Below are 12573 nucleotides of genomic sequence, written 5' to 3'. Positions count from 1 at the left end.
AATGATGTTTTGAAGTATTGTGGCGCGTTTGACGCCTCAGGCGCGCCACAATAAGAGATTGATTGCCGCCGTAAACCGGTCGCTTGTCGAGAGCGGCTCGAAACGCCCCAACGGGTTTTTGATCGACGCTGATGCAGCTCTCCCATCTTCTCGAACCTGAAATTTCCGTGCCGCCTGGCGCGAAAGAGATCTTTATTCGCGGATTGAGCCTGGATAGCCGGACGGTTTCTCCGGGCTTTCTGTTCGCGGCGTTGCCCGGTGCGCGTGCCGATGGCGCGCAGTTTGTCGGCAAGGCGGTGGAAGCGGGGGCGGCTGCGGTTCTTGTCGGGACTGGAGCGGATGTCGGTGAGTTAAGTGTGCCGGTCCTCCGCACGGATAACCCGCGGCGTACCCTTGCGAGGATAGCAGCGCGGTTCTATGGCGCGCAGCCAGATGTGGCCGTCGCGGTTACAGGAACCAGCGGCAAAACCTCCGTTGTGGAATTCACGCGCCAGATTTTTGCGTCGCAAGGCCTCAAGGCAGCGTCGCTGGGCACGATTGGTCTCGTGAAGCCGGATGGTGGTGTTTATGGGTCTTTGACGACGCCAGACCCTCTAAGCCTGCATCAAAGCCTCGCGGGGCTTGCGGACGAGGGCGTCACGCATATCGCCTTCGAGGCGTCTTCGCATGGTCTTGATCAGCATCGCCTCGATGGTGTGAAGCTGACTGCCGCTGCGTTCACAAATCTGGGGCGGGATCATCTCGATTATCACACTGATACCGAAGCTTATTTCGCAGCCAAGATGCGTCTTTTCACAGAGCTTTTGGCCAAGGGGCAGCCTGTCGTCATCAATATGGATGGCGCCCGTAGCGGCGACGTTCGCGATGTTGCGCGTGCATGCGGGCTCGATGTGCGTACGGTTGGCCGCGACGGGGAGACGATCCGTTTGCTTGAGGCGATCCCGGAGGGATTTGCGCAACGTCTCCATCTGGCTGTTGGTGGTGACGAGGTTTCGATTCGGTTGCCTCTGGTCGGTGGTTATCAGGTCGAGAATGCCTTGGTGGCGGCGGGGCTTGCGGCTGCGACAGGTCTCGACATTAAGGCTTGCGCACAGGCGCTTGAGGGTTTGACGGGTGTGAAAGGGCGCCTCGACATCGTGGGTGAAGTCCGAGGTGGTTTGGTGGTCGTTGACTATGCGCACAAGCCAGAGGCCCTTGCAGCGGCGCTCGATGCGGTGCGACCCATGGCTGCCGGTCGTGTGGTATGTGTTTTCGGTTGCGGTGGGGACCGGGATGCTGGAAAGCGGCCCATCATGGGGGCGATTGCAGCGGAGAAGGCTGATGTTGTGATCGTGACAGACGACAACCCGCGTAGTGAATCGGCAGCGGCCATCCGTGCTGCTGTGCTCGTAGGCGTCGGGACCTCATCAAGCGCGATCGTCAGGGAGATCGGGGATCGCCGCGAGGCCATCGAGGCGGCCATCACGGATCTTGGACGCGGCGATATTGTCGTGATTGCGGGCAAGGGTCACGAAACCGGCCAGATCATCGGTGATTGCGTTCTGCCGTTCTCTGATCATGACGTCGCGGAGGGGGCGATCGAAAACAATTTTGGCGAAGTCAGAAGGATACCGCGTGGAAGTTGATGTGCGAAACGAGCGCGGGCCGCTTTGGGATTGGGACGCGCTGGTCTTGGCCGCGGGCGGCGAACTTGACGGTACGCCCGAGAAGGACGTCTTTGGTTTTTCGTTGGATAGCCGGGAAATTTCACCGGGTGATGTTTTCGTTGCGCTGAAAGACAAGCGCGATGGCCATGACTTTGTCTCCAAGGCCTTTGCAGCTGGAGCTGCTGGGGCAATTGTCGAGACGCAGTATCAGCGCAAAGCGGGCGACGGTCCGCTGATCCGGGTCGCTGACACGTTGGTGGCACTGGAGAATATCGGTCGTGCGGCTCGTTCACGGCTAGCTCCGGAAGCGCGCGTTGTCGCGGTGACGGGTAGTTCCGGCAAGACGACCACCAAGGATATGTTGCGCGCTGCGTTTGGCCGGCTCGGTGTTACTCATGCCGGCGATAAGTCATTCAATAATCATTGGGGGGTGCCGTTGACCCTGGCGCGAATGCCTGCAGATACCCGTTTTGGGGTGTTCGAGATCGGCATGAGCCATGGGGGTGAAATCACGCCGCTGACTAAGTTGGTGCGGCCTCATGTTGCGATTGTTCTGAATGTGCTTCCGGCGCATCTGGGTAACTTCGCGAGCGAAGAGGAAATCGCAGACGCGAAGGGAGAAATCTTCGCCGGGCTTGAACCTGATGGCGTTGCTATCCTCAATCAAGATAATCTGCATTTCGAGCGGCTGCGTACACGGGCTCAGTCCAGCGCCAGCCGAATCCTGACATTTGGGGATGCTGAGGGGGAGCCCGATGCGGCGCTGATTGATTGCGGGCGGCGAGCGCGTGATGGCATGGAAGGACAGAGGATCCTCGCGGAGTTTCCGTCGAGCGATACCGTGACTTATCAGATTGCGCTCGCCGGTCGGCATATAGCAGAGAACTCGCTCGCCGCCCTTCTTGCGGTGGATGCTCTGGGTGGAGATGTCGCGTCGGCTGCGAAGGGACTGGCAGAGCTTCCGGCTCTGCATGGGCGTGGTGAGCGAACGCTTCTTTCCCTCTCCAGAGGAAACATCCTGCTGATTGATGAGAGCTACAACGCGAACCCGGCTTCTATGGCCGCGGCTATAACGACGGCAGGGCAAGCGCGCAGCGATGAGCACGGCCGGCTGGTTCTGGTGTTGGGCGATATGCTGGAACTAGGTGATAAAGCCGAAGAATTGCACCGAGGCCTGAAGGAGATCATTGACGCGGCTAAGGCTGATCTGGTTTTTGCGTGCGGATCGAACATGGCAGCTCTGTATTACGATCTGCCTGCAGATATGCAGGGCCAGTGGGCGGCGACGTCGGACGGATTGCGGGAGCCTTTGCTGGAGACCTTGCAGGCTGGCGACATCGTGATGGTGAAAGGGTCCAACGGGTCGGCGATGGTTCCTCTCGTGGGGGCGCTGAAGCAGCACTATGCCACTGTGGCAGACGGCGTGTGACAGATAGGTAGGACTGAATACGGAATGAAGCGGGCAGGGATGTGAGGCCGGGATGCTCTATGAACTGGTGAACTTCTCGGACAATATCGGTCCGCTCAACGTCTTTCGTTACATCACATTCCGAACCGGTGGGGCGATCTTCACCGCGTTGGTCTTTGTGATGTTGTTCGGGCCCGGCATCATTGACATGCTGCGCGTCAAACAGGGCAAGGGTCAGCCGATCCGAGAAGATGGTCCGCAAAGCCACCTTGCCAAACGTGGTACGCCGACCATGGGCGGCCTGATGATCCTTTCGGGGGTGCTGGTGTCCACCTTATTGTGGGCGAACCTGCAGAATGGCTACGTCTGGATCGTGCTCGGGGTGACGATGGCTTTCGGCGCCATCGGCTTTTATGACGACTATCTCAAGGTCACCAAGCAAACGGCATCCGGCTTTTCGGGGCGGGTCCGGCTCGGTGCGGAATTGCTCGTCGCGGCTGTTGCGGCCTATGCCTTTACTCAGATCGCCGCGCCTGAGTTCGCAACGAGCCTTGCAGTGCCGTTCTTTAAGAACGTGCTCGTTGAGTTGGGGCCGTTCTTTATTTTGCTCGGCGTGCTGGTCATCGCGGGAGCTGGCAACGCTGTCAATCTCACTGATGGTCTTGATGGTCTCGCCATCGTGCCGGTGATGATCGCTGCCGCGACGTTCGGTTTGATCGCTTACCTTTCGGGCAATGCGAAGTTCGCCGGCTATCTCCAGATCCATTTCATCAATGGTACGGGTGAGCTCGCAATTATCTGCGGGGCGTTGATCGGGGCGGGCCTTGGGTTCTTGTGGTTCAATGCCCCGCCAGCAATGATCTTCATGGGGGACACCGGCTCTTTGGCTCTCGGGGGCGCGCTGGGGTCGATCGCGGTTATCACCAAGCATGAAATCGTTCTGGCTATCGTCGGCGGGTTGTTCGTCTTGGAAACACTGTCGGTGATTATCCAGGTGGCTTCGTTCAAGATGACCGGCAAGCGCGTGTTCCGAATGGCCCCACTGCATCACCACTACGAGCAGAAGGGCTGGAAGGAATCGACGGTGGTCGTTCGCTTCTGGATTATTTCTGTTGTTCTGGCCTTGATCGGGCTTGCGACGCTGAAATTGCGCTAACCCAGGGTTCCAGCGGAAATCGGATAAAATACTCTTATGATTCGCGCGACGACGTTTGCGGGCAAGACGGTTGCCGTCTTCGGGCTGGGCGGTTCGGGCGTGGCGGCTGCGCAGTCGCTGGTTGCGGGCGGCGCTGACGTCGCGGTCTGGGACGATGGCGTTGCTGCGCGCGAGGCGGCGGCAGCTTCGGGCTTCAAGGTTGTCGATCTTTCCTCAGCTGACTGGACAACATTTGCAGCGCTCATTCTGGCGCCGGGCGTACCTCTGACACATCCGGAGCCGCATTGGACCGTCGTGAAGGCACGCGAAGCGGGTGTTGAGGTCATCGGCGATGTTGAATTGTTCTGCCGCGCGCGTGCGATGGTTGCGCCGAAATCTGCTTTTATCGCGATCACCGGCACGAACGGAAAATCGACGACAACGGCTCTCATCGCACATCTGCTTCGCGAACTTGGTTTCGACACTCAGATGGGCGGCAATATCGGTAAGGCGATCCTCACGTTAGAGCCGCCCGCGCAGGATCGTGTGCACGTCGTTGAAATGTCATCTTATCAAATTGATCTGACACCCTCGGTTCATCCGAGCGTTGGTGTGCTCCTGAACGTGACGCCGGATCATCTCGATCGCCATGGAACGATAGAGCACTACGCCAGCGTTAAGGAGCGCCTGGTCTCCGCAGCTGACGCCGTTGTCGTCGCGATTGACGACAAATGGACGGGGCAGGTGGCAGCGCGTCTGGAAGACAGCGGCCGGCTTTATCCGATCACCGTAGGTCGGGGGGCGGTTCTGGTGCCCAGGCTCTACGCCATTGGCTCAAGCCTTTTTGTGCACGAGAAATCAGGTTCCTACGCCACCAGCGAGGAGGTGGTGCAGCTCGATGGCATCCCGTCATTGCGGGGCGCACACAATGTGCAAAATGCGCTGGCCGCTTTGGGGGCATTGCGGGCTCTGCAGGAACTGGCGGATCGAGGTGAGGTCGAACTCACCGTGAATGGGGTTCCGCACCGGATCTGGGATATCGAGAGAATCGCTCAAGCGCTGAAGAGTTTTCCAGGTCTTGCGCATCGCATGGAGCAGGTCGGACAGACGGACCAGGTTCTTTTCATCAACGATTCCAAAGCGACCAATGCTGACTCGACAGATAAGGCGTTGTCGTCGTTTCAAGGTGATATCTATTGGATTGCCGGGGGACGCGCAAAAAGCGGGGGAATTACGTCGCTCGCGCCGCATTTCGGGCGAATTAGACGCGCCTATCTGATTGGTGAAGCAGAGGACGCGTTCGCTCAGACTTTGGAGGGGCAGGTCGATTACGTCCGTTGTGGTTCTCTGGAAGCGGCCGTGACGGCGGCGGCCCATGATGCTGGGCTTGAGCGTGGGTGTGAGACGGTTGTCCTGTTTTCACCGGCGTGTGCGTCTTTTGATCAGTTCCGGAACTTCGAGGAACGCGGAGATGCCTTTCGCAGGATCGTCGAGATGCTACCAGGGGTGAGCAAAAGCCGAGGAACGGTATGAGCTTCTCGCGGGCAGACCGAAGCAAGCTTGCCGCGTGGTGGTTTACTGTCGACCGGGTGCTCTTGTCAGCGATTCTCGCGTTGATGTTGATTGGGTTGATGCTGTCTCTGGCGGCTAGTCCGGCTGTTGCGATCAAGAAGAACCTGCCAACGTTCTACTTTTTCAATCGTCATCTCATTTTTTCGGCAGCCGGGCTCGGGATCATCCTGTTTCTGTCTTTTCTTAAACCAGAGACCATACGGCGACTGGCCGTCGCTCTCCTGTTCATCTCGTTTTGTACGTTGGTGTGGGTCTATTTTCAAAGTCCGCTTATCAACGGAGCGCGTCGATGGCTATTCGTCGGTGGTTTCTCGATGCAGCCGTCAGAAATCGCTAAGCCCGCTTTCGTTGTCGTGTCCGGATGGTTGCTGGCAGAAGCGCACAAACGTTCGGATATGCCGGCGTTACCATTGGCGATTGTGCTGCTGGTTATCCTCGCAGGGCTGCTGATGCTGCAGCCTGATTTCGGGCAAACTCTCTTGATCGGTCTGGTCTGGGGGCTGATGTACCTGCTGGCTGGGCTTCCGGCGATTGGCGCGGGAGTGCTCGCTGGCGTTGGTCTCGCGGTTGCAGCTAGCGGATATGTGTTATTTGACCACGTGCGTGTGCGTATCGAACGTTTTCTTGCACCGTCGCCCGAGGAGAATTCTCAGCTGGCGCGTGCAATGCAGTCCTTCACGGAAGGCGGGTTCTTTGGTCGCGGACCGGGTGAAGGGACAATCAAAACAAAGTTCCCAGATGCACACACCGATTTCATTTTTTCGGTTGTTGCCGAGGAGTACGGAGTGCTCGCGTGTCTTGCCCTACTCGCTTTGTTCGGCTTCATCGTTATCAAGGCGCTTTCGGTTGCTGGACGGGAGCCGCGGGGCGGGGATCGGTTGGCCATCCAAGGACTGGCGCTGATGTTTGGCTTGCAGGCCTTGATCAATATGGGTGTAAACGCGGGAATGCTGCCGGCGAAAGGTATGACGCTGCCTTTCATTTCGTCGGGAGGCTCTTCTATCCTTGCGATTTCCGTCACCCTGGGCATGTTGCTGGCGCTAACGCGGCGACGGGCCGATCCGGCACGCTTGACGATGCCCAAGGTCGTTGCGCGCGTGGAGGGGTTTGATATGGGCAACGAGAGGCGGAGAGAAGCGTAATGGCTCAGGAGCTACGCGTGCTGTTAGCCGCCGGAGGAACCGGGGGGCATTTGTTTCCGGCTTATGCGCTGGCCCAGGAATTAGGCCGCCGGAACATCGTTGTCGATCTCGTGACCGATATGAGGGGGGATCGCTACGGCACCGATTTCCCTGCGCGGTCTATTCATCAGATTTCGTCCGCAACGTTGGTGAGCAAGGCGCCGACCGAAATTGCCCGGACAGGCTGGATGCTGTCGAAAGGCATAGGTTCAGCGCTCAAGCTGCTTGGGGAGATCTCGCCCGACGTTGTAGTTGGCTTTGGCGGTTATCCGGCGTTCCCACCTCTTGTGGCGGCGAAACTGCGCGGCGTTCGTACGATGGTGCACGAGCAAAACGCTGTTCTAGGGCGGGCCAACCGACTCCTCGCGCGCCGTGTCGACATTGTCGCGACGTCGTTTGAGCGTGTGAAATATATTGATGAGCGCAACGCGGACAAAGTCCGGCTGACGGGTAATCCCGTGCGCGATCAAGTTCTTCAGGCTGCCGAGCGCCCTTACTGGGCGCCGATGGCCGGTGACGTGATTCAGGTTTTGATATTCGGTGGTTCGCAGGGTGCGCGTTATTTCTCCGATGTGCTTCCATCTGCTCTGGCGTTGTTGCCTCAGGAACTGCGAGCACGGTTGTCCGTTGTGCAGCAGGCGCGTGAGGAAGATGTCGACCGGGTTCGCGCTGCGTATCAAGAGAGCGGAATTGCTGCGGAGGTTGCCAGTTTTTTTGGGGCTTTGCCTGATCTTATGGCACGATCGCACCTTGTGATCGCCCGGGCCGGTGCCTCTACTGTCGCCGAAGTGACTGTCATCGGCCGTCCCTCGATTCTGGTCCCCTTGCCGCATGCCGTCGACAACGACCAGTTGTACAATGCGACACGGTTGGTTGAGGCGGGTGCTTCCTGGTGTTTCGAGCAGGATAAGTTGACGCCTGAGATTTGGGCCCGAGAAATTGGTACGTTGATTGCTTCGCCGACCCATCTTGTTCAAGCGGCGAATGCGGCCAAAGAGCTTGGACGGCCGGACGCCGTTGCCAGGTTGGCGGACGTGGTCGAGGAATTGGCCGCACATCGCGAAAATCTGGCGCATGGGGCGTGATAGGAAATAATTCGGCCGGATTGCGGTGCAATCTGCACCGGGATTTGCCAGCGGATCAGAAGTATTTCATGAGAGTCTGAAACGCAGGGGGCGCGATTCGGATCATACTGAGGGGAAAGTCAAAGACATGCAGATGCCCCGTGAGTTCGGGACTTTTCATATTATCGGCATTGGCGGCATCGGGATGAGCGCCATCGCCGAAATTCTGGTCGCCATGGGCTATTCGGTCCAGGGTAGCGATCAGAAAGATAGTCCGAACGTTAAACGTTTACGGGACAAAGGCGTCCGGGTCTTTATCGGCCATGATGCGATCAATCTCGTCGGCGCCAAGAACGTCGTTATCTCTAGCGCTGTCAAAGCTGGTAATCCGGAATTGGAAGCGGCGCGCGCCAAGGGACTGACGATTATCAGGCGCGCTGAGATGCTCGCTGAGCTTATGCGGCTCTATTCGACGGTGTCGGTGACGGGCACGCACGGAAAAACGTCCACGACGTCGCTCATCGCGCACATCTTTGCGGAGACTGGGCTTGATCCGACGGTCATCACCGGGGGTATCGTCAACAACTGGGGGTCGAACGCCCGGCTCGGTAGTGGGCCCTGGATGATCGTGGAGGCTGATGAGTCAGACGGTACGTTCACGCGACTGCCGAGCCAGATTGGCGTCATTACGAATATCGACCCGGAACATCTAGACTTTTTCGGCAGCGTTGAAGCCATGCACGCGGCCTATGAGACGTTTATACGGCAAGTGCCGTTCTACGGACTGCTTGTTGCATGCGTCGACCATGGGGTTGTCGCCGACATGCTGAGGCGTCTCAATTTGCAGCACGATGGGCGACCTATAGTTACGTACGGGTGCGGCGAGGATGCCGATGCGCGGATGTTGACGCTTGCCAGTGATGGTCATTCCAGCGTGTTCGATGTTGCTTTCAATGCGCGCGTACCGGGTGGTGCGCGAACGCTTAAAGGTCTTCGGGTTCCGGCACCCGGACGTCACAACGCGCTCAACGCACTGGCTTCGATTGTGGTCGCTGCAGCGGCAGGTGCGAGCGACGATGAAATTCGTGCTGCTCTGCTAACCTTCGCGGGCGTTAAACGGCGGTTTCAGTTCATGGGCGAATGGAACGGTGTCTCGATCTTTGATGACTACGGACACCATCCGGCGGAAATCGCGGCTGTTCTGGAAGCAGCGCGCGCTGGAGCGCGAGGACGGGTCATCGCGGTCGTCGAGCCGCACCGTTATACGCGGGTCCGCGACCTGTTCGATGACTTCTGTGGCTGCTTTTACAACGCTGATACGGTGGTGGTCGCGCCGCTCTATACGGCGGGCGAAGCTCCAATCGACGGGATCAACCAGCACACGTTGGCGGAAGGTATCCGTAGCCGGGGGCATAAGGCCGTTCTGGCTATTGATTCGCCCAGAGAGCTTGTGCCGATGATCCAGCGCAACGGGCGCGCCGGAGACATGGTGGTTTGTCTGGGTGCGGGGAATTCGACTGAGTGGGCCAATGCCTTGCCTGACTGGCTGGGTGAGGCGCCGCGTTTGGCTGGAGAGTAATGGTGGCCTTTGCCGATCCCACTTCCGATTGGCTGCAAAACCTGCCAGATCTGCGCGGTCGGCTATCCGCGAATGCGATGTTATCGGACATCACGTGGTTTCGCGTGGGTGGGCCGGCTCAGGTTTTGTTCACGCCTGCAGATGAAGCCGATCTCGTCTATTTCCTGAAATCTATTCCGGCCGACGTTCCGGTTTTTACGATGGGCCTCGGTTCCAATCTCCTTGTTCGCGATGGCGGCGTTCGCGGTGTTGTCATTAGGCTTGGCCGGGGATTTGGAACCATTGAGGTTCTCGGGCCGGATCGTCTAAGAGTCGGGACTGCGGTGCCGGATGTCAAAGTTGCGCGGGCGGCCGGAGAAGCTGGGATTGCGGGACTACATTTCTACCGTGGCATCCCCGGTTCGATTGGCGGGGCCTTGCGGATGAATGCCGGTGCGCATGGTGTCGAAACGAAGGATGTTCTGGAATACGTTCGCGCCGTGGATCGGGCCGGAAACGTTCATGAGCTCAGCGTCGCGGACATGGGGTACACCTATCGCCATTGTAGTGTTCCGGCCGACTATATTTTCACGCAAGCAACGTTCCGTGGCCAGCCGGGAGAGCCATCCGAAATCCTTAAGCAGATGGAAGAGGTCGCAGACTATCGCGAGCAGAATCAGCCGATCCGTGAACGGACGGGGGGATCGACCTTCAAAAACCCGAATGGTCATTCGGCGTGGAAGCTGGTCGATCAGGCGGGGTGTCGCGGGCTACGTGTCGGCGGGGCAAAGGTCTCCGAAATGCACTGCAACTTCCTCATCAATGACGCCGAAGCGACCGCGGAAGATGTCGAACGTCTTGGTGAAACCGTCCGGGCACGTGTGAAGGCGACGTCGGGAGTGACGCTCAACTGGGAAATTATTCGGCTTGGTGAGCCCGTTGAAGGGCGCCCTACCGGTGAGGCGTTAGCTGAGCTTTTCAACACGGGCGCTGGGAAACAGTAATCACGCTGCAGCTCGATTGTTCTCGGCGACCTCTCAGGGGCGGGCTGTTCCTCCGTCCCGTTCCCAGTTTAAAAGAGCTGTAGCAGCTTCCACTCAGATAACGAATGCGGAGACCAAATGATCGGGCCAGCGCCAGCGCGTACGTTTGAGCATATTGCCGTTCTCATGGGCGGATGGTCGGCCGAACGGGAGGTCAGCCTTAATTCGGGTGCAGCGGTGGCTGATGCGTTGGAGGGCGAAGGCTACCGGGTCACACGGATCGATGTTGCGCGTGACATCGCTCAGCGGCTCGTCGAGGTGAAGCCGCAAGCTTGTTTCAACGCGCTTCACGGAAAGTTCGGTGAAGACGGCTGCGTGCAAGGCGTTCTTGAATGCTTTGAAATTCCTTATACTCATTCGGGCGTTCTTTCCTCGGCACTCGCTATGCACAAAGAGCGGGCCAAAGCCGTGATGAAGCCGGCCGGCATCCCTGTTGCGAACGCAGTCATCGTCACACGACGGCAAGCCATGGCAGAACATGCGCTACCGCCGCCATACGTGGTCAAGCCGCTGACGGAGGGCTCCAGCGTCGGCGTCGTTATCGTGCAGAAGGCCGACGAATCGCCTCCCGTTCGGATCGGTGAGGATGGCGACCTGGACGACGTGGTGATGGTCGAGCGTTATGTGGCCGGTCGGGAACTGACGTGTGCGGTCATTGGTGATTTCGTGACCGACGTCACCGACATTTTGCCCGCCGAAGGTCTCCAATTTTATGATTATCAGGCAAAATACGGGGCTGGCGGGTCTCGCCATCAAGTTCCTGCAAAGCTTTCACCAGATATTTACCAATCTATACGGAAATGCACATTGGCGGCGCATCAGGCGCTGGGGTGCCGCGGCGTGAGCAGAGCTGATTTCCGCTTTGACGATACGCCCGGCGGTACCGGTGAACTGGTGTGCCTCGAGGTTAACACCCAGCCAGGTATGACGACGACTTCTTTGGTGCCGGAGCTCGCGGCCCACGCAGGATGGTCGTTCGGTGAGTTGGTTCGCTGGATTATCGAGGACGCAAGTTGCAACAGGTAGGTGCGTTTTCCGGATTGTTTAGGAGCGCTCGCGCAGCGTCGCCTCATTCGGATGATGCTGGTTCCCTTCCTGATTATGATTGGCCCAACGAGCGGGCGCGTCCACGCCGGGTTTCTGTGGCTTTGCGTGTCACAAGCATCGCCATTGCGGGGCTCGTCGGGATCGGTTTGTTCTGGATACTGACGCAAGGCGGAGAACAGACTCGGACGATGTCTTCAGTCAGTGCTGAGTTGGATCGCGTTGTCGGTTGGAGTGGATTCGGCATCGATCAGGTCACGCTTAAGGGTCATCGTTTTACGCCAGATGGCGATGTCTTTGATGCCTTGGGACTCGATAAGGCCCGATCTGTTCTGAGCTTCGATTTTGCGGCGGCGCGTCGTGCGGTTGAAGAGTTGTCCTGGGTGGAGCGGGCGTCGATCACGCGCGTTTACCCGGATCAAATGATTGTCGAGATAACAGAACGGGTTCCGTATGCGTTGTGGCAGCATGGAAAGGATCTGTTGATCGTTGATCGCGAGGGACGGGTCTTGTCGGCTGCCGAGCGGCATACCGCTCCATCCGGCCTTGTTCAAATTGCCGGGGAGGGTGCGGCGAAGGAAGCCTCGGCACTCATGGCGCTTTTATCGGCGCATGCCGATCTTTCCGGAGCGCTGCAACAGGCGGAGCGTGTCGCCGGCCGTAGATGGCGGTTGCATCTGGTGGATGGGAATCAAATTGAGTTGCCTGCAACTGGCGAAGCCACGGCTCTGGCGGATCTCAAAGCGTGGCCGGACTTTGCCGCGGTGTTGGCCGCGGGGCATTCCGTAATCGATGTGCGGACCTCTGGCCGTATCGCTGTTCGGACTCTCGTGAAAGAAGCCGGTACGGATGTCGAGCCGCGGAGTATTCGTGAGTTGATCATGCGGGCAGGCTAAAGCAGAGGGCGCGAGGCTGATAGGCG

Annotated in this window: 10 protein-coding genes; all 10 read left to right on the top strand. The window is 58.6% G+C overall.

Going from position 1 to position 12573, the window contains the following annotated elements:
- Positions 1 to 131 precede the first annotated feature (131 nt).
- Positions 132 to 1625 carry a UDP-N-acetylmuramoyl-L-alanyl-D-glutamate--2,6-diaminopimelate ligase gene (locus K5845_RS06465; protein ID WP_287958662.1) on the top strand — a complete coding sequence of 498 codons (1494 nt, stop codon included), beginning with the start codon at positions 132 to 134 and terminating at the stop codon, positions 1623 to 1625.
- On the top strand, positions 1591 to 3075 hold the full coding sequence (gene murF, locus K5845_RS06460; RefSeq protein ID WP_287958661.1) for a UDP-N-acetylmuramoyl-tripeptide--D-alanyl-D-alanine ligase: 1485 nt from the start codon (positions 1591 to 1593) through the stop codon (positions 3073 to 3075). The genes K5845_RS06465 and murF overlap by 35 nt, the downstream gene beginning before the upstream one ends.
- Positions 3076 to 3127: 52 nt before the next feature.
- A complete protein-coding gene (gene mraY / locus K5845_RS06455; RefSeq protein WP_046479550.1) occupies positions 3128 to 4210 on the top strand; it encodes a phospho-N-acetylmuramoyl-pentapeptide-transferase in 1083 nt (360 codons plus the stop codon).
- Between the two features lie 36 nt (positions 4211 to 4246).
- On the top strand, positions 4247 to 5722 hold the full coding sequence (gene murD / locus K5845_RS06450; RefSeq protein WP_287958660.1) for a UDP-N-acetylmuramoyl-L-alanine--D-glutamate ligase: 1476 nt from the start codon (positions 4247 to 4249) through the stop codon (positions 5720 to 5722).
- The gene (locus K5845_RS06445; protein WP_046479552.1) at positions 5719 to 6903 is read left to right on the top strand and encodes an FtsW/RodA/SpoVE family cell cycle protein; all 1185 of its coding nucleotides are present in this window, start codon (positions 5719 to 5721) and stop codon (positions 6901 to 6903) included. Before murD ends, K5845_RS06445 begins: the two co-directional genes overlap by 4 nt.
- Positions 6903 to 8027 (top strand): undecaprenyldiphospho-muramoylpentapeptide beta-N-acetylglucosaminyltransferase, encoded by a 1125-nt coding sequence (gene murG / locus K5845_RS06440; protein WP_046479553.1) that lies wholly within the window; start codon positions 6903 to 6905, stop codon positions 8025 to 8027. Before K5845_RS06445 ends, murG begins: the two co-directional genes overlap by 1 nt.
- A gap of 127 nt (positions 8028 to 8154) precedes the next feature.
- A complete protein-coding gene (gene murC / locus K5845_RS06435; protein WP_046479554.1) occupies positions 8155 to 9585 on the top strand; it encodes a UDP-N-acetylmuramate--L-alanine ligase in 1431 nt (476 codons plus the stop codon).
- Positions 9585 to 10568, top strand: a complete 984-nt coding sequence (gene murB / locus K5845_RS06430) for a UDP-N-acetylmuramate dehydrogenase (RefSeq protein WP_287958659.1) — start codon at positions 9585 to 9587, stop codon at positions 10566 to 10568. Before murC ends, murB begins: the two co-directional genes overlap by 1 nt.
- A gap of 117 nt (positions 10569 to 10685) precedes the next feature.
- Entirely contained in the window at positions 10686 to 11633 is a 948-nt protein-coding gene (locus K5845_RS06425; protein ID WP_287958658.1) for a D-alanine--D-alanine ligase, read from the top strand.
- A 209-nt stretch (positions 11634 to 11842) separates the two neighbouring features.
- Positions 11843 to 12547, top strand: a complete 705-nt coding sequence (locus K5845_RS06420) for a cell division protein FtsQ/DivIB (RefSeq protein WP_287958657.1) — start codon at positions 11843 to 11845, stop codon at positions 12545 to 12547.
- Positions 12548 to 12573 lie beyond the last annotated feature (26 nt).

The sequence above is a fragment of the Filomicrobium sp. genome (assembly GCF_025698805.1).
In the GTDB taxonomy this organism is placed as follows: domain Bacteria; phylum Pseudomonadota; class Alphaproteobacteria; order Rhizobiales; family Hyphomicrobiaceae; genus Filomicrobium; species Filomicrobium insigne.
This window is presented reverse-complemented; position numbering and strand designations above follow the sequence as displayed.